The 17,630-nt window shown below is 40.5% G+C and carries 15 protein-coding genes; 4 read left to right on the top strand and 11 right to left on the bottom strand.

The features are described from left to right. Positions 1 to 152 precede the first annotated feature (152 nt). Both FNH22_RS21470 and FNH22_RS21465 read right to left on the bottom strand, forming a co-directional pair. Complete coding sequence (locus tag FNH22_RS21470; RefSeq protein ID WP_143400502.1) at positions 153 to 902, bottom strand: LytTR family DNA-binding domain-containing protein; 750 nt, start codon at positions 900 to 902, stop codon at positions 153 to 155. 54 nt (positions 903 to 956) lie between these two features. Then, positions 957 to 2,093, bottom strand: coding sequence for a sensor histidine kinase (locus tag FNH22_RS21465; protein ID WP_143400501.1), 1,137 nt, complete (start codon positions 2,091 to 2,093; stop codon positions 957 to 959). 220 nt (positions 2,094 to 2,313) lie between these two features. On the opposite strand from FNH22_RS21465, the gene FNH22_RS21460 reads away from it, so the two are divergent. Further along, positions 2,314 to 3,534 (top strand): carboxypeptidase-like regulatory domain-containing protein, encoded by a 1,221-nt coding sequence (locus FNH22_RS21460; protein ID WP_143400500.1) that lies wholly within the window; start codon positions 2,314 to 2,316, stop codon positions 3,532 to 3,534. A gap of 150 nt (positions 3,535 to 3,684) precedes the next feature. Here the strand turns inward: FNH22_RS21460 and FNH22_RS21455 are convergent, their stop codons facing one another. From FNH22_RS21455 to FNH22_RS21425, 7 genes are all read right to left on the bottom strand, one after another. Then, positions 3,685 to 4,665 carry a bifunctional heptose 7-phosphate kinase/heptose 1-phosphate adenyltransferase gene (locus FNH22_RS21455; RefSeq protein ID WP_143400499.1) on the bottom strand — a complete coding sequence of 327 codons (981 nt, stop codon included), beginning with the start codon at positions 4,663 to 4,665 and terminating at the stop codon, positions 3,685 to 3,687. Between the two features lies 1 nt (position 4,666). After that, positions 4,667 to 5,878, bottom strand: coding sequence for a pyridoxal phosphate-dependent aminotransferase (locus FNH22_RS21450; RefSeq protein ID WP_143400498.1), 1,212 nt, complete (start codon positions 5,876 to 5,878; stop codon positions 4,667 to 4,669). A gap of 327 nt (positions 5,879 to 6,205) precedes the next feature. Then, positions 6,206 to 6,763, bottom strand: coding sequence for a hypothetical protein (locus tag FNH22_RS21445; protein WP_143400497.1), 558 nt, complete (start codon positions 6,761 to 6,763; stop codon positions 6,206 to 6,208). Between the two features lie 36 nt (positions 6,764 to 6,799). Next, positions 6,800 to 7,672, bottom strand: coding sequence for a hypothetical protein (locus FNH22_RS21440; RefSeq protein WP_143400496.1), 873 nt, complete (start codon positions 7,670 to 7,672; stop codon positions 6,800 to 6,802). Positions 7,673 to 7,912: 240 nt separating this feature from the next. Then, positions 7,913 to 9,718: a LamG domain-containing protein gene (locus tag FNH22_RS21435; RefSeq protein WP_143400495.1), complete on the bottom strand. Its 1,806-nt coding sequence runs from the start codon at positions 9,716 to 9,718 to the stop codon at positions 7,913 to 7,915. A gap of 458 nt (positions 9,719 to 10,176) precedes the next feature. After that, positions 10,177 to 10,788 (bottom strand): recombination mediator RecR, encoded by a 612-nt coding sequence (recR, locus tag FNH22_RS21430; protein WP_143400494.1) that lies wholly within the window; start codon positions 10,786 to 10,788, stop codon positions 10,177 to 10,179. Between the two features lie 109 nt (positions 10,789 to 10,897). After that, positions 10,898 to 11,179, bottom strand: coding sequence for an ATP-dependent Clp protease adaptor ClpS (locus FNH22_RS21425; RefSeq protein ID WP_143400506.1), 282 nt, complete (start codon positions 11,177 to 11,179; stop codon positions 10,898 to 10,900). 67 nt (positions 11,180 to 11,246) lie between these two features. Here FNH22_RS21425 and FNH22_RS21420 point away from each other — a divergent pair, with 67 nt between their 5' ends. Further along, positions 11,247 to 12,704, top strand: a complete 1,458-nt coding sequence (locus tag FNH22_RS21420) for a sodium:solute symporter (RefSeq protein WP_143400493.1) — start codon at positions 11,247 to 11,249, stop codon at positions 12,702 to 12,704. 698 nt (positions 12,705 to 13,402) lie between these two features. Here FNH22_RS21420 and FNH22_RS21415 read toward each other — a convergent pair. Both FNH22_RS21415 and FNH22_RS21410 read right to left on the bottom strand, forming a co-directional pair. Beyond that, positions 13,403 to 13,741: an MGMT family protein gene (locus FNH22_RS21415; RefSeq protein ID WP_143400492.1), complete on the bottom strand. Its 339-nt coding sequence runs from the start codon at positions 13,739 to 13,741 to the stop codon at positions 13,403 to 13,405. Between the two features lie 4 nt (positions 13,742 to 13,745). After that, positions 13,746 to 14,624 (bottom strand): aldo/keto reductase family oxidoreductase, encoded by an 879-nt coding sequence (locus FNH22_RS21410; protein WP_143400491.1) that lies wholly within the window; start codon positions 14,622 to 14,624, stop codon positions 13,746 to 13,748. Positions 14,625 to 14,762: 138 nt separating this feature from the next. Between FNH22_RS21410 and FNH22_RS21405 the strand changes: the two genes are divergently transcribed. Both FNH22_RS21405 and FNH22_RS21400 read left to right on the top strand, forming a co-directional pair. Beyond that, positions 14,763 to 15,203, top strand: coding sequence for a polymer-forming cytoskeletal protein (locus tag FNH22_RS21405; RefSeq protein ID WP_143400490.1), 441 nt, complete (start codon positions 14,763 to 14,765; stop codon positions 15,201 to 15,203). Positions 15,204 to 15,462: 259 nt separating this feature from the next. Next, positions 15,463 to 17,520, top strand: a complete 2,058-nt coding sequence (locus FNH22_RS21400) for a TonB-dependent receptor domain-containing protein (protein ID WP_143400489.1) — start codon at positions 15,463 to 15,465, stop codon at positions 17,518 to 17,520. Positions 17,521 to 17,630 lie beyond the last annotated feature (110 nt).

The following is a 17,630-nucleotide window of genomic DNA, read 5'->3' as shown; positions in this document are numbered from 1 at the left end:
TAGATTTGAAGTAGTACACACAACACTAAGTTAACCCTTAGTCATCAAAAAGGCCGACAGCTTCTCGCTATCGGCCTTTACTTTCTTTACCATAAAAAGAAGGTGACTTTTGAGACACCCTCATCCATTAGCATTTAAAAAGCACTTAAATCTTAAACTACCTTTTTTCTGATTTGCTTAGCATAGGTACGACTGACCGGGAAACTTTTACCATTTTCCATCTTTACAATTAGCCCTCCATTAAAGTGTTTTTCAATCTCCTTAAGATAGTTCAGGTTGATAATAGTGGAGCGGTGTATTCTTATGAATGTTTCAGGGTCCAATTTACCTTCTAACTTTCCAATACCCGAAGAACTTAAGAATTGGTCTGTCTTAGTGGTTAAAACCGTATAATCCCCTGACGCTTCCAAATGCATGATATCCTTCACTTCCAGGTTAAGGAGTTTCTCTGATTTTTGAACGAAAAGATGAGTAGAATATTTGGTGACCTCTCCTTCCGCCATTTTCAAACTTTGAAGCAGCTCTTCAACGTTACCCTTTTCGGTATCAATACGTTCGGTAGCTCTTTCTATAGCACGCTTAAACCGTTCTTCGTCCAATGGTTTAAGCAAGTAATCGATAGCATTATTATCGAAAGCTTGAATAGCATATTGATCGTATGCCGTAGTAAATATTACATACGGTTTATATTCAAGAGCCTCTAATACATCAAAACCGTCCATTCCAGGCATTTGCACATCAAGAAAAATTAGCTTTGGCTTCAATTCTTCTATCTTGTCAACGGCCTCATTGCCTTTTGAGCATTGCGCCAGCACCTCTATCTCAGGATAAGGCTCTAAAAATTCCATTAACAAATCCCTAGCCAACTTTTCATCATCCACAATGATGCAATCTAACTTCATATGTTACTTAAATTTGAATTTGCGACTGCTCTTTAACAGTCATCACTATTGGTTTTAACTTTCTTCCAACTGTTGTGCCACCATTTCTTTCTCAGGAATTTCCTGCATCAGGAGACCTTCCTTATATGGAATGGTGAAACTTACCATATATCCATCCATTTTAGCGTTGATGTGTAACCCCGCATTATTCCCATAAATACTTTTTAATCGCTTATCCGTGTTTTTAAGGCCTACACCTGTACCCTTAATTTTACCGTCAAGTACTTTTTTAGCATTCAATCCCAGTCCATCATCTTTTACTTCAAAATAGACCCCTCCTCTTATTTTTTTGACTACCAAACTTATAGTGCCTCCATCATCTTTCGGGGCAATGCCGTATTTCACTGAATTTTCTACCAGGGGTTGCAGTATCATAGGAGGAATTTCTATGCTCATACAGCCTGGGTCGGCATCCACAAGGTAATTCAGGCGTTCACCGAACCGAACCTGCTGTATTTTTATATAATTCTCAATAAAGTTTAATTCATGCTGCAATTTAACCTTCCCCGCCTCATGTGAATCCAGTGCATAGCGGAATACATCGGAAAGCTGTGTAATTACTTTCCTGGCCTGTACTTTATTGGTACCTACAAGTGTGCTAATAGAATTTAGTGTATTAAATAAAAAATGTGGGTTTATCTGTGACTTTAATAACGAAATCTGCATTTCTTTATTTTTTATAGCCAGACGACTTTTTTCCTGTTCCTTATTTTGAATGTACTGAAAGTATCTTATGATATAGTATACCGCCACCGCGATTATATATTGATCATAAAATCTCATAGCATCCCAACTGAGTAAATCCAGCATATACTCTTTCCAGTCATCGAAAAAAACGCGTCCATCCAAATAGTAATCAAAATAATAGCGCAGATAGGTAATTCCCATGAAGTGAACAAACAACCCCGCTACATGACCTATGATCTGGTAAAGTATTTTGAATTGAAAAAGCCAGTTGGCATACAAAAAGGTAAGAAGAATAAAAATACATACCGCTTCCAGCATGTAAAAACCATTCCAAAGGACAAAAGAAAAGGGCTGATCTACACTATACTCTACAATAGAACTAATGATGTAATTCAGTGCATACCACGAACAAATAATCAGGTAAGTTGTCTTCCAAATCCTTGGTATGCTTTCAATTATCCTCAAGTTTTTTGTTTACTAAATTACAGAATTCAGTATAAATAGCTTTAAACATCGGGTTTACGTTGTCTTAGATGTAAAACTGTTCGCGAAAAAGGTGTCATAATACCTGAAATCTTGCATCTATGAGGTTAACAGGGTAAACATCTTGTCTTCTTTTGCAAAACAGGTGTAGCTTTACATCTTTGATTTTCGAAAATTCGATCTCAAAGTTAAAACCAACTATATGCGGCTGATCATATTGGCTTTGGTAATAGTATTGCCCTTATTTTCGCAGGCTCAATCCTATTTTACCATTTCTGGTGCCCTACAGGACAGAGAAACCGGCGAACCTCTTGTTTTTGCTTCCATTGGCATCAAAGACAAACCTATAAGCACGGTTTCAAACTCTGTAGGTGAGTTTGATTTCCATATCCCTGCCACGGCCAAAAATGACTATTTAATAATAAGCATGCTCGGCTATGAAAACTTTCAGGCCCCGGTAAGTAATTTCATAGGTAAAGACACCGTTGTTCTACGATTAAATAAAGCTGTTCAGGTACTTGATGAAGTGGTGATTAAAGACTCATTGAATGGAGGGGAAATCGTGCGAATAGCCCTGTCCAGAATAGAGCAAAACTATCCGATGCAACCCTATTTGATGGACGGGTTTTATCGTGATCTTAAAAAACTTGGCGGAACGTACTTCTCTTTGCTGGAGGCTGCCGTAAAAATTTACGATGAAGACTACATGGAGCCAAGAAATAAGGACCGTCTAAGAGAAAAGGTGGCTTTGATGGAAGTAAGAAAAAGCCTAAGTTACGAGACACACAAATTCAGTCGATACTTCCAACAAAACAACCTTTTGGAAGATTTGCTCCTCCATAACAATATTAAATACAGAAACTTCCCTGAAGAAGATGCATTTTTCAATGGTTTTCAGAGATTAAGCAACACTTACTACAACGGCCATAAGGTGTTTGTAGTCAGTATTAATTCCGATTCATATACGTTAAAAATGTTTATTGACCGTGATACGTACGCCATTATACGCATGCAATATCAGGTGATCTATGAGAACAATACATTAAGAAAAAAGGTAGGCTCTGTCAGCAGGTATATTTCTGACTCCAAAGTCATAGGGTTCAAGCAATACGGGGACAAAATGTATCTCAATTACATCAAAGTTATTTCACAGTTCAACTGGTACGATGCTAAAACCAATGAGTTGAACTTTGAAACTGAAATGCACCAGGAGTTACTCATCAATAAGGTATATCCAAATACCACTGAAAGGATCGGTAGTACTCGAAAAATGAAAAGATATGGCTTACAATACCAGGATGATGAATACAATAAAGAATTCTGGGAAAGCTATAATGTGATTAAAGACACACCTCTTGATAAGGAAATTGTGTCCGATCTTGAGAAGTTAGGTACACTCAACGAACAATTCGAAAAATATTAACCTTCTCTGGTGATCAAACCGGAAAACCGTTTGAAAACAATTAAGATCTCAACTTCAGTTCATCGAGACAAATTGTTGTTTAGAAGCTCAAAGCGAATCTGACCACCGATACATGGTCATCCTCGGTTCCTTCAGAAAACCTCTTTTTTACTACCAGTTCTGGTTCAAAGCCTCTTTCAACAGGTCGCCTTTATCAATAGGAACTACGCCAACATGACCACATACGAGCCCTCCACCCAGGTTAGAAAGGGCTGCAATCAAAAATGGAGACAAGTCAAGAGCCACACAGAGTGCCGTTATGCTTATGACTGTATCGCCGGCACCTGATACATCAGAAACTTCTCTGACATGCGACGGCAGAGCGTGTGTTTCTCCTTTAAACTGAATGAATACCCCTTTTTCGGATAGTGTGATCATTGAGCCTTCATGCTCGAGTTGCTGTGTTAAGAGCTGTACCGCTTCGGAGATACTATCTTTATCAATTGTCGGCAACTCTATTTTGAGTCCTTCACGAAGCTCTTTTAAGTTAGGCTTAAATAGCGTGACTTTTTTGTAATTTAAAAAATTACGCTTTTTAGGATCAACTACCGTGGGTATACCACGGTCAGACGCCATATCAACGGTCCTGTTGATTAAATTTTCTGAGATCACCCCTTTATCGTAATCTTCAAAAATAATGACATCAGCATCCGGAAGTAATCCGGATATCTTATGCCACAGGTCTGCCTCCTCTTCAGCGCTCAGCAAACTATCTACTTCCTCATCTACTCTTACAACATGATGATTTCCGCTGAGTATCCTTGTCTTAACGGTAGTAGGCCTTTTTTTACTTGTCACCAAACCGATATCAGGGATACCTCTTTCCTCAATCCTCTGTTTAAAGCGTATCCCTCCCTCGTCTTCTCCTACTACGGCACATAAAACAGGCATGGCTCCCATTGCCTGCACATTCAGTGCAACATTAGCTGCGCCACCCAGTCGATAGTCCCGCCTGGTAGCACGTACAATGGGAACAGGGGCTTCCGGTGAGATACGCTCTACCCCTCCCCATATATATGCGTCCACCATTACATCACCTATAATGAGAACACGCAGCTTATTAAAAGCTTCAAAAATCTTTTCTATGTGCACTTTATGATAGCTCCGACAAAACTGCCTTTATTCTTTTTACTGCTTCGCGTAAGTTCTCCTCAGAAGCAGCATAAGAGATCCGTACGCATCTGGGATCACCAAAGGCCTCACCAGTGACTATAGATACATGTGCTTTCTCAAGAATGTACATACATAAATCGGTAGCATTCGATATTGTTACATCGCCATTAGACTTACCAAAATAACTGCTTACATCAGGGAAGAAATAGAAAGCCCCCTGTGGTATATTCAGATTAACTCCTGGTATCTCTTTGAGTAACTCATGTACCATGTCTCTCCTCTTTAAATAAGCTGCTGCCATTTCCCTTGTAGGACCAAGGTCTGAGGTCAGGGCGGTAAGCGCTGCTCTCTGCGCAATAGAACAATTGGCTGAGGTGAATTGTCCCTGTATCTTGGTACACCCCTTTGCCAACCACTCAGGAGCGCCAATATAGCCTACCCGCCAGCCCGTCATTGCAAAACCTTTGGCAAAACCATTAACGGTGACTGTTCTGTCAAACATTCCCGGTAGTGATCCGATGCTTACACGCTTACCGGTATAGTTAATATGTTCATATATTTCATCCGCTATGATCAGGACATCTTCATGACTTTTAATCACTTCCGCGATAGCCTCTAATTCTTCCTGAAGGAATACTGACCCGGTAGGGTTACAGGGTGAAGAGAATATGACCGCTTTGGTTTTGGAAGTAATTGCCTTCCGTAGTTGTTCCGCAGTAGCTTTAAAGTCATTTTCCAGAGAGCCTTCAATAAGCACCGGCACACCACCTGCAAGCTCAATCAGCGCTGTATAACTTACCCAAAATGGAGCAAAAACAACCACTTCATCTCCGGGGTTTACCAGTGCATGCATCACATTTGCAATGGACTGCTTAGCACCATTGGAAACCACAATATGCTTAGCTTCATAAGGAATATTATTTTCTTCTCTCAACTTATTGGCAATAGCTTCTCTCAGGTCCTGATAGCCCGGTACAGGAGGGTAAGCAAAATATTTACCTTCATCAATAGCGCTTTTGGCACCTTCCTGAATGTGTTTAGGTGTTTTGAAATCAGGCTCGCCAAGGCTTAAACTGATGACATCAATCCCTTTTGATTTAAATTCTCTGGCTTTAGCAGCCATCGCCAATGTAGCAGACTCGGCCATGTTATTGATCCGGTCTGATAATGGAGAAGTTAATGTTTCACTCATTGTCTTTAAAATTGTAAACTTCAAAATTAGGTATTTAGCCCATGACAAACCATTGTCAGGAGACAAAATGTGATCCGCAGAGCAGAAATGAGTGTAGCATCGATACTTCTAAAAAAGGATCATTCCGAGATGTGTATTTGAATCGTATGTATGGTTAAAGCGAAATAAGAAAACTTTAATATTTGACCAATAAAAGTTAAAACAAATGGTCATAAACCAAAATCGGGCTCAAAGCAATGATCCATTTGCTTTGAGCCCGATATGCATAACTATTCTTTGTTAAAACCAGATAGTCAGACCATAAAATTATAAAATGTTGATTAGAGCTTAATCGTCATTTTCGTTATTGTAAGGCTGATCACGGTAAAATATACGGATGAAATAATTTGCTCCTTCAATAAATCTGAGACCATCGTTAGCCGAGTCAAAAAGAGCTCTTCTTGTTGTTCCTGAACCAGGATTGTCAGGATCCTCAATGGTCTGGTCCGCCAAGAAATTATCTGACCGAATATCAGCGTCTATAAATTTAGCTAAAGCAGGGATGTCGATTTCGAACTCTCCATTAGCATCGGTAGTAGTTTGAAAGACCAATGTTTGGTACTCGAAACCATCATCGTCATCATCAAGGGCAACTGTAGCATAGTCTGCTGAATTAACTTCCACAAATACAGTCGTCCCTTCCGGAGGGAACTCATATTTAGTTTGACCGGCTCCAGTGGAAGTGGTATCGTTACGTTCATTGATATTAGCGAATACTATCCCGGTAATTTTTGCTGTACGTGTTTCATCAATCGTATTGATTGCACCCGGATTATCTACCGTTTCACATGACATAGCTAAAGTAACAATGCCTGCTATAAAGAAAGTATAAATAAAATTTTTCATTGTATTGAAAGTTTAAAAAGATTAATGCTTAATGATTTAGAAATAGAAAAACAGATTGATCGCTCCACCAAAATTACCGGTGTCCAGCGTGAAATTCGAACCTCCTTCGGTTACTGATTCGTCCTCCCGCACCGATTCTGTGTTGACATCCCAAAATTCTTCGGTCACTCTTCCTCTGAGTGTACGGCTTAGCTCAAAACCATAGGTAAACTCGGCACTGATGCCCATTTTAGGAGCAAAAAAGTACTCCACTCCCGCAAAACCATTTAATCCAAAACTCAATGTTCTCCCTGATAGTTCCTCAACTTCCCTGTTCGTAACCGCTCCAGAGTTTCCATTGCCAAAATTTGTCGTCGTAGTTGGTGTCTGGTTATTTAAACTCATTGGGTTTCCATAATCATAAGTGGTTTTATCTTTTTCAGAGAAAAAAGAAACCTCTCCACCATAGATTCCATACAATCTACCCTGACCTCTTCTTTTTTCCAGACCGGCGCCTATTTGAATAAAATTCGTGTTGAATTTTCTTTCATCGACTACCTGGACATTAGGATCCGGAGCGGCTTGATTGTCCAAAATAACCCTGTTCCTGTCTACATCACTGGCCAGTCTAAAACGAACACGCGCTCTGATGGCCGTACTTTCATCCAGAAAATACTTACCCACCAATTGCTGCGTACTGTTTTGAAAATTTGCTTCTACAGAATTGCTATTACTCCCATTAAAAATGTTTCCGGCATATTCAAGAAATGGAACAGCATCAAAACCTATTCCAAAATCTCCTGCCTGGGGCAATATGGGAAAGCCCTTTTTAGAGAGCATACCGCTGCCCCCTGTGCTAGTGCCAACATCGGTCTGCTGCGCAAACCCGATAATGGGGATAATGAATAAAAATACAAGTAATCTTTTCATTTTTTGGCAAAAAATTTAAAAAGTTAAAATTTAATAAAAAATAGTATAATAATTACTTAGCCAACCAGTTGTAATAATAACATGCTTAGTGTATATATCAAAAGTGTTTTTCACTTTTTTTACTGTTACATCCTCAATATCAATTAGTTGTTGAAACACCTATCTTGGTTATTAAAACACCCAGCAGTAACATATCACTAAGCGATATTGTTTAATATAAACTATAAATTGATCAGGAGATCAGAGTCCCGCAAGGTTTTGGATCTCATTTTTGGTCAGATCACTATCATATATTTGCACATCATCGATACGCCCATCAAACGAACCGCAGAACCCTCCAAATGAGCAAAGGCTGGTGCCTATCCGTAACAAACTGTTTGATTCTTTGTATTCGGTACAGACGGTACCTCTGGATCTGTCGGAAGTGGCTCGTTCGACACCATTGATGTAAAGCTTGAAGCCATTCGGATCCAGCGTTCCATCCCAGGTGCCGGCTACATGATACCATACATTAGTTTCGGGTAAGGTGAAATTAGTTCTCTTACCAATAAAATCATTATCGCCAACATGATAGGTAAATCGTAAAGCATTGTCACTTTCAATAGCAAATGTAAAACCAACTCTTCCGTCAGTAGATGAACAGTCGCTATTTTGCTGCCCTGTCGCATTAAAGTTAGAGGCAATGATCATATTCCTGTTCGATCTTGTCGGATAGATCCACGCACTGAAAGTAACTCCGGTAGCAAAAAGATTATCCAGCTTAGTGGACAATTCTACATGCTGATTATCGAAGAGATCAAACTCCAAAGCACTATCTTCTATTCCATTACGGTCAGGTGCTGCCACAGGCTCATTAACCAGTACACCATCAATATCGCCAATGTCGCTTCCGTTTACCGCATCACCATCCAGATCATAGCTGGCTACAAGCCCGGAATTTGTACGTACGGCAATATATTCTTCAAAAATGATATCGCTGTCTTGTTCATCGGTGGTCACTTCTAAAGAAACTTTGAACACGCCTGGCGAATTGTAAGTAACTTGCGGATCAGCGTTTGTTGATGTCGCCGGGCTTCCTCCTTCGAACGTCCACTGCCAGCTATCAGGATTGCCTGATGACCTATCCGTAAATTCTACCTCATCACCTACATTGATCAAGGTTGTACTTACATCAAAAGCAGCGACCAACCTCGGTAATACCGTTATGAAGTCCCTCTCAGCATCAAAATCATTGTCTGCATCGTTGGTAGCTGAAAGACTTACATCGTATGTACCCGCCGTTGGATAAAAGACCTGAGGATTCCTAGATCGCGAAACCGAAGGAGAGCCTCCCTCAAAGCGCCAAAAAAAAGAGCCGGGATTGCCCGAAGAATTATTTGAGAAAGTCACTATTTCCCCTTCAATTATGGTGGTATTATTCGCATCAAACTGGACATTAACCGGATCAATAACACGAATGAATTCTTCTTTCAATTCAGTGGAGGAATTGGAACCATCATTTACTTCTAAAGTAACATTAAAGGTCCCTGTTGTGGCGTAGGTAACCGTTGGGCTAATCTCGGTGGAAGTAGAGGGCGTCCCATTTTCAAAAGTCCACTTTAAATTGTCCGTCTCACCGGTAGAGGTACTGATAAATCTTACCCTTTCTCCCGGAATAGCAGCTTCTCCAAACTGAAAATCAGCTAAAAATTTTGCTTGTAATTTCTCAGTAACTGTAATAAATTCAGTTTTCTCTTCGGTATCCGGTTCATTGCCATTGGAAGTGGTCAGACTGACCCGATAGGTTCCAGGCGTCGAATACATTACAACCGGGTTTTGCAAGTTGGACGTACGTGGAGATCCTCCCACAAAACTCCACTTCCAACTTGTTGGATCCCCGGTTGTAACGTCAGTAAAAGTCAATTCCTCTCCCTGAACTATGGTACGATTAGTCACCGTAAAATCAGTTTCTACTTTAACTAAGGTCTCATCATCATCTCCACAAGAGAACAAAAACAGGGTGGAAAACAACATGATGGTAAAAAGACCATTTTGAATAAATCTCATTTACACTTTTTTAATTGAAAAAATATGATTCTTATAAAGCCAGTCTACAGCGCAGATCAAGTCATAATGAATCCGTTAAGACATAAAAAATAAATCCTTTACAAAAGTTTTAGGGGAGCAAAACAGTTGAAAATTAAATCAAAAAAAAATGACCAAGGTTGGTCATTTTTTGCTCTAATACACAACAGATCAGAGAGTTTAAACTTCGTGTAACTTGAATAACGGGAGAGTGGATATAATCTACTTTACCAGCTTTGTCACCGCAGTGTCACACATACTATATATGAAGAGCATAACATGGGCCTATTCTGCCAATAGACTGAGTTTGTTGATGTATGTTAATGATTTTTCAAATAGTGCTGAGGTACAACCATCGATGTTTTGTCATTCAATAAGACCTTTTTATTGTCATTTTCATGCCATGGTCATAACAACATGTAAACAGCACTTTCCCTGATCTATTGCTGATAATTAGTGCGGCTCAGGATGCTTCTCCCAAGGGTAACTTCATCTGCATATTCCAATTCACCTCCAATAGGAATACCACGAGCTATGGTACTGATTTTAAGGTCAAAGGCTTTCAGTTTTTTAGTAAGATAAAAGGCGGTGGTATCCCCCTCCATCGTAGGGCTAAGTGCAAAAATGATCTCTTTGCATTCGCTTTCGGAACTTGAAATTCGCTCCATTAATTTTTCAATGTTCAACTCTCCCGGGCCAATGCCATCTATGGGTGATATAACTCCTCCTAACACATGATACAAACCTTGATATTGTGCCGTATTTTCTATGGCAAGCACATCCCGGGTATCTTCTACTATACACAAAGTAGTACGGTCCCTGCGATGTGAAGCACAAATTCGGCAAATGTCGTCATCAGAAATATTTTGACACTCCTGGCAATATTTGATTTTTGACCTCAGGTCATTCAATGCTTCCGTCAATGCGTAAGTAGTAATTTCTCCTGACTTCAATAGATGCAACACCAGTCTTAGCGCCGTTTTCTTACCAATACCGGGAAGTTTTGAAATTTCACCAACAGCACTTTCTACCAACTTAGAAGGATACTCCATATACGTTTAAAGATAATTAAAGTAGCATGCAAAACACTGTACACAATTCTTTTAGTGCATAATTTGAAAATTTTGTAAGTGGAAAGGCTGTTACCAGGTATGGCTTTGCTTAAACTACCCGGGCATCGATACCAGCGTCACAAATAGCCTCCTGCATAGGCTTGAGGAACTTGAACTCCCCTTTTTTAACGGAGCATTTACCTCTGTAATGGATGATCATAGCACATTGTTCCGCTTGTTCAGCAGAATGATTGCACACCCTGATCAGTGTATTGATCACGTGATCGAAAGTGTTTACATCATCGTTAAAAACCATAAGATCTTTAACGTCGGTCACATCTGCTTCTTCAAGCAATTCAACAAGTTCCTGTTCTTCGTATCCGAATGACATCATAGTAACCGCATTATTTTGTCAAAAATAAAAAATTATTACAAATTTAAAAGATACTTTACATCTTATGAGTGCAAATCTTGTTGTCACAATAATCTCTTCCTACTTCCTGCTTCTAATTTTGATTTCTCTGCTCACCTCGCGGAAAACAGATTCCAATACCTTTTTTACAGGAAACCGGCAGTCACCATGGTTTTTAGTAGCTTTTGGCATGATCGGGGCCTCCCTGTCCGGGGTAACTTTTATTTCTGTTCCAGGCTGGGTATCCAGTACACAGTTCTCCTACATGCAGATGGTACTGGGCTACTTAGTAGGCTATCTGGTCATAGGAACAGTCCTGATGCCACTATATTATCGTCTCAAACTAATCTCCATCTACGGTTACCTAGAAGACAGGTTTGGCTTTTGGTCATACAAAACAGGCGCTTTTTATTTTCTGCTTTCAAGAACTATAGGAGCTGCATTCCGACTGTTTCTTGTCGCCGGAGTATTACAAATTGCCATTTTTGACAGCTGGGGGATACCGTTCAGTCTGACTGTCCTGATCACCATCTCTCTGATCTGGCTATATACTTTCAGAGGTGGTATCAAGACGATAGTTTGGACAGATACACTACAAACCCTGTTCATGCTACTGGCTGTAGTCGTAGTGATTGATCTTATACGTACCGACCTCGGGCTTTCTTTCAGTACACTAACCTCCATTATCCAGGACAGTGAATACTCACAAATATTTTTTTGGGACTGGAAGCCAAAAATTAATTTCTTCAAACAGTTCTTTTCAGGGGCCTTTATAGCTATCGTAATGACCGGGTTGGATCAGGACATGATGCAAAAGAACCTCACCTGCAAAACCCTGGGAGACGCTCAGAAAAACATGTTCTGGTTTTCCATCACATTGGTGGTGGTTAATCTACTTTTTCTTTCTTTAGGCGCGTTATTATACATTTACGCCACAAAAAATGGCATTACACTACCCGAAAAAACCGATGACCTGTTTCCTATGCTGGCGCTCAACCACTTCCCATTAGTGGCAGGTATACTCTTTTTGTTAGGCATTACCGCAGCAGCTTACAGCAGCGCCGATTCGGCCCTCACCGCACTGACAACGTCATTTTGTGTAGACTTCCTGAATTTTCTTCCGGAGGATACCATCGCCATGCGAAGTAAGCAAAGAAAAACACGGCTGATGGTTCATCTTGGCTTCTCTGCACTACTTTTTGGAGTGATCATGTTCTTTCAAATGATCAATGATGAAGCAGTCATTAGTTCCGTCTTTAAAGCAGCAGGCTATACTTACGGACCATTGCTGGGCCTGTATACATTCGGACTTTTTTCCACCTGGAAAGTGCGGGATGCATGGGTACCACTTGTCTGTATCGTTTCACCAATCGTCGCCTATTTATTAAGTGAATTCAGTGAAGAGTTACTGGCAGGATATCAGTTTGGTTTTGAGATATTGATCGTAAATGGATTTTTGACCTTCCTGGGATTGATGCTGATAAAAAAAGGCCGCTCTAATTAAAGAAGCGGCCGAGCTGCACACATTAAAACCAACTAAACAATGAGCACAGCATCATTATCATTATCTAACCTAAATTATTTTTTAGTGTACAAGGTGTATACCAAAAGCAAAACATTGGTTTTAAGCTATTTATGAGCGTTTTTCCAACAGACCGATGTCTTGATTTGGGAATAAATTCCCATTAAGAACTGATTGACAAGAGTTTAGCATAAGCTATTTCGCAACTCCTGAAGCAAGTCAGTCAAATACCTGTCAAAAAATTTGAGCTTTAAGGAATAGTCGGAAAATGAATGGATATCACAAGATATGTTTAAGGACGACTTTAAAAAAGAATGGCCGTTCCATATTTGAAACGGCCAAGCTGTACACCATTAAAACCAACTTAAACAACGGTACAGCGCAATTCTTAACTAAACCTTAACCTAAAATTATTGGATGTATTACAAGCTGAGTGCCAAAACACTTACCTGTGGAAAGAAGGCCAAAATCATGGTTTTAGATGCATTCATGATGGCACTATTTCCCTTTTTGGGAAAAGCTATCCTATAATGATCCGCCATTCGTATTGGGTTTAACAATTAAGCGTAATTACGCTATGCCCATTCGCCTTTCAGTCAGATAATTATCAAGTAAAACTATTTGCCCTGACTGTCAGTTCAGGTAGCGGAGTTTCATCAAGCCTTAGTAAGGCTCCTTTATCACAAACCTAATGCTATGGACGGGTCCCAAAAAAGGTCTTTGAAGTTTTCTATCTTATCGTTAGAAACACATATTCCTTCGCTCTCCAGCCGTTCCTGCATAGCCGTAGGTGTGGCAAAATGGTTTTTACCGGTGAGCAGACCTTGTCGGTTGACTACTCTGTGAGCCGGCACGTCATCAAGGCCATGAGCCGCATTCATCGCCCAGCCTACCATTCTTGCACTTCCTTTAGTGCCCAGGTAGTGTGCTATTGCACCGTAACTGGTTACACGTCCTCTTGGCACAAGTTTTACCACTTCGTATACATCTTCAAAAAATGATGTTTTGTCCTTTTTCATAGTTTTATTCTACCTCCTGACCAGTAGCGGCTGTCCAAAGTAAATACCAATCTTCTCGTGCGAGGCGTAATGAAAGGGCCTCATGGGCGGACCTAACCCGTTCTACATTAGATGTACCCAGCACAGGGATTATTTGCGCCGGGTGTAAAAGTAACCACGCATAAAGTAATTGGTCCAATTCACAATTGTATTTTTCGCATAGCTCTTTTCCTGCCTTATGTATCCTTTTCATAACCGGATCTTCCGAATCTTTGAAAAGAGCTCCTCCTCCAACCGGTGACCACGCCATAGGCCTTATTTTATGACGAATACATTGATCCAGCGTACCATCTGTAAACGCATTTCTTTTCAAAAGTGAAATCTCTACCTGATTCGTCACCAACGGGAAAAAGCTATTTAACAATTCATATTTGGCTGGTGAAAAGTTGGAGACCCCAAAAGCCAGTACTTTCCCAGAACGTTGAAGTGAATCAAAACAACCCGCCACTTCATGCGGATCCAATAAAAAGTCCGGACGATGAAGTAGTAAAAGGTCTATATGATCAGTACCCAGTTGTACCAATGACTTCTCAACCGAACCTATAATATAGTCTTTACTCGTATCGTAGGATTTAATTAAATTTTCCGGCCGGTTATTACACACCATTCTTATACCACATTTGGTAATAAGTTTCATCTTAGTCCTTAAAGAAGGGGTTTCTTTAAGGAGCTGCCCGAAATCCCCTTCAGTAGTATAATCTCCATAAATATCCGCATGATCGAATGTATTTAAACCCAGCTCTATACACCCTTCTACAAACTGCTGAAGTGCTTTTTGGGAAAAACCAGCCCCCCAATTACCTAAACGCATAGCGCCAATGATCAAAGGAGAAAATTCTGTCATATCTTATACAAATGTTTATTTCGGCTACCCTTTATTTTGTTGGTTTAACTGCTAATATTGCACCTAAAAGAGTTCATATCTTACACTGTGAATAATAGTCTTTAATTTGAACTTAAATACCACCTTAAAATAACCATAATGTTCAAAAATAATTCCCACGAGGAGAAAGTAACGCAAGATGCACTGAGTTCTAATAATATCATAGGCAAAGGCAGCACCTTCTCCGGAAATATTCAAACTTACGGCAATATCCGTGTGGAAGGAAGAATTATCGGAGATGTCGTCTCCAAATCAAAAGTAGCTATCGGTCCGTCCGCTGTCATAGAAGGCAATGTACTGGCCCAGGTATCTGAAGTGGAAGGGGAAGTGAAGGGGTCCATAGAGGTGACTGACTTGCTTACATTAAAACCTCAGTGTAAAATTCTTGGGAATATTGTCACGGATAAGTTAGTTGTAGAGTCCGGAGCAAAATTCGAAGGAAAATGCAAAATGGGCCAGGGACTGAGCAAAATCGAGCTAAAAACTAACCTGGAAGCCAAAGAACCCCTTAAAGAATCTGCGATCAAAAAAGCCATTTAGCAGTAAACAACCAAAACCTAAAATTGGATTGTCTCGAAGATCGGGGCAATCCTTTTTTATTTCATTTTTGGTGCTCTATGCCGCAAATGATTGTTATAATCATGATTTTAAACAAGCTTATTGTTGACATGAGCTGGTATTTCAATTATGCTTGTTACATTGCCACCCGGCTCGTTACCCTGGTTACGTAATACCAAAACAAAACCAGGTCAGGCCTGCATGGGTATTATTACATCGCTTGCCAAACCTTTGAAAATAAATGAATAGACTTCCTGTTGTATTTTATATTCTCCTTTCCTTCATAAATCATTTGGTAATAGCACAGGAACAGGATACTATCAGCAGTCAGTTGCTAAGTCAGGTAGTGGTAGTAGGTTTTGATGGCAACAAACGGCTTCTCGAAACTCCCGGGGCCATAAGCACACTAGATACAAAACAAATAAATGCCTTTGATCAAACATCTGTAGTATTTCCGGTGAATACCTTACCCGGTATCCGTTTTGAAGAAAGGTCCCCGGGCAGTTACAGAGTAGCTATTCGTGGCAGCTCTCTTCGTGCCCCTTTTGGAGTGCGAAATGTTAAAGTATATTGGAATGATATCCCATTTACACGGCCTACAGGGGAAACTCCTCTGAATTTGTTGGACCCGGTCAATTATGCAAGCCTGGAAATCATAAAAGGTCCGGCAGGCAGTGTTTTTGGCGCCGGTACGGGCGGGGTATTAAACATTAAAAGCTTTCCCAAACCGGAACGTAGCAGCATGGGCTTTTCAAGTACATGGGGGTCTTATGGATTGCAACGTTACGTGACTAACGTCGACAAAAAACTGGAAAAAGGAGTTTTATCTGCCAGTTATGTACGTCAGCAGGCAGATGGCTACCGGGAAAACAGCGATCTCAAACGTGACAACCTTCAGCTTCAGGGTAAATTTGAATTGGACGAGCACCATTCCTTTTCTGCCAGTTTACTTTATTCAGACATTAACTATGGAATACCCGGTGGACTCACCGAAGAACAATTCAAAGAAAATCCAAGACAACTACGGCCAAATCTGGCTGGAAGGGCTACTGGTCTTGCCTCTCAAAACCTATTAATAGGATTCACTAATGCCTACCAATGGAATGAGAAGTTCAGGAACACTACTACTGTGTATGGGAACCTGGAGTCCTTTGAAAATACATTCATTGATTTTCGAAGAGAAAGCCGGCAAAACGGAGGCGGACGTACACGTTTTTTATATACGACTAAATGGGGACGTACGAAATGGATGTTTATCCTGGGGGGTGAATTTCAAAGAGGTACAGACATAGCCCGTAACTTCGAAAATAACCAGGGGCAACCGGGGGCACTGAACTTTGATGACGAGATAAGGACAACTCAGTATTTCTTTTTTGCCAAGTCAGCAATAGACCTGCCAGGAGATATTCATGTCACCCTGGGACTAAGCAGGAATAAACTGGAGTATGATGTATTCCGGTTGACAGACGTAGCGCTGGATAGCTCCTTCCGTTTGTTGCGTTCTTTTGAACCTCAATGGATCCCAAGACTGGGTATTGTCAAGGAAATTGACCGCAACTTATCCATTCATGCCAGTTTTAGCAAAGGGTTCTCCCCTCCGGTGGTAGAGGAAATACGGACTAACGAGGGTAGTCTGAACACGGACCTCCAACCGGAAACAGGAGCTAACTATGAATTAGGCATAAGAGGCAATATTTGGAAAGGCAAACTCAACATTGACGTTACCGGGTTTTATTTCCGTCTGGATGAAACCATCATACAGGAAGAAACCGAACGAGGAACTGTAGTGTTTAATAATGCCGGTAATACAGATCAGCTGGGAGTAGAATTACAATCTACATGGTATGTTTATTCAAACGCTAATTCCCGGATAAGCAATCTGGTATGGCAGATAGCGTATACTTATCACGATTTCCGTTTTGACAATTACATAAACGATGGCGAGGATTTCTCAGGCAATGACCTTACCGGAGTAGCTCCGCATACTTTGTCCACAACGCTAACCTTATCAGGAAAATCAGGCTGGTATACTCGTGTTATGTACAATCACAATGCTCGTATCCCGCTAAATGATAATAATACCGTATTTGCCGATAATTTCCATTTGCTATTGCTTAAAGCCGGCTATCGTATAGACCTTCCGGCAGGTATTACATTGGATATATTTGGTGGGGTCAATAACCTGACTAATGAACGGTATAGCCTTGGCAATGATCTCAATGCCTTTGGCGAACGTTATTTCCAACCGGCGGCGGATAGAAATTATTATGCAGGTCTGAAAATCAACCTGGGGTACTAGTGTCATGTCACACCTCAAATGGCGGTTACACTATTTTTTAGGTCTCATTCTTAAAGTCGGCAGTAGGCAAAGGGCAGTAGGCAAAAAAATACGGGACAACTTCCACTTTT

The sequence above is a fragment of the Fulvivirga sp. M361 genome, assembly GCF_007097395.1.
Classification (GTDB): Bacteria; Bacteroidota; Bacteroidia; order Cytophagales; family Cyclobacteriaceae; genus Fulvivirga.
Note: the sequence above shows the minus strand (reverse complement) of the source record. Positions and strands in the feature narration are given on the sequence as shown.

What these genes read in the sequence shown, in the direction of transcription:
- FNH22_RS21440 (WP_143400496.1), bottom strand. Translation starts at nt 7,672, where the DNA reads ATGAAAAGATTACTTGTATTTTTATTCATTATCCCCATTATCGGGTTT.
- FNH22_RS21435 (WP_143400495.1), bottom strand. Translation starts at nt 9,718, where the DNA reads ATGAGATTTATTCAAAATGGTCTTTTTACCATCATGTTGTTTTCCACC.
- FNH22_RS21420 (WP_143400493.1), top strand. Translation starts at nt 11,247, where the DNA reads ATGAGTGCAAATCTTGTTGTCACAATAATCTCTTCCTACTTCCTGCTT.
- FNH22_RS21450 (WP_143400498.1), bottom strand. Translation starts at nt 5,878, where the DNA reads ATGAGTGAAACATTAACTTCTCCATTATCAGACCGGATCAATAACATG.
- FNH22_RS21415 (WP_143400492.1), bottom strand. Translation starts at nt 13,741, where the DNA reads ATGAAAAAGGACAAAACATCATTTTTTGAAGATGTATACGAAGTGGTA.
- recR (WP_143400494.1), bottom strand. Translation starts at nt 10,788, where the DNA reads ATGGAGTATCCTTCTAAGTTGGTAGAAAGTGCTGTTGGTGAAATTTCA.
- FNH22_RS21400 (WP_143400489.1), top strand. Translation starts at nt 15,463, where the DNA reads ATGAATAGACTTCCTGTTGTATTTTATATTCTCCTTTCCTTCATAAAT.
- FNH22_RS21470 (WP_143400502.1), bottom strand. Translation starts at nt 902, where the DNA reads ATGAAGTTAGATTGCATCATTGTGGATGATGAAAAGTTGGCTAGGGAT.
- FNH22_RS21425 (WP_143400506.1), bottom strand. Translation starts at nt 11,179, where the DNA reads ATGTCATTCGGATACGAAGAACAGGAACTTGTTGAATTGCTTGAAGAA.
- FNH22_RS21445 (WP_143400497.1), bottom strand. Translation starts at nt 6,763, where the DNA reads ATGAAAAATTTTATTTATACTTTCTTTATAGCAGGCATTGTTACTTTA.
- FNH22_RS21405 (WP_143400490.1), top strand. Translation starts at nt 14,763, where the DNA reads ATGTTCAAAAATAATTCCCACGAGGAGAAAGTAACGCAAGATGCACTG.
- FNH22_RS21460 (WP_143400500.1), top strand. Translation starts at nt 2,314, where the DNA reads ATGCGGCTGATCATATTGGCTTTGGTAATAGTATTGCCCTTATTTTCG.
- FNH22_RS21410 (WP_143400491.1), bottom strand. Translation starts at nt 14,624, where the DNA reads ATGACAGAATTTTCTCCTTTGATCATTGGCGCTATGCGTTTAGGTAAT.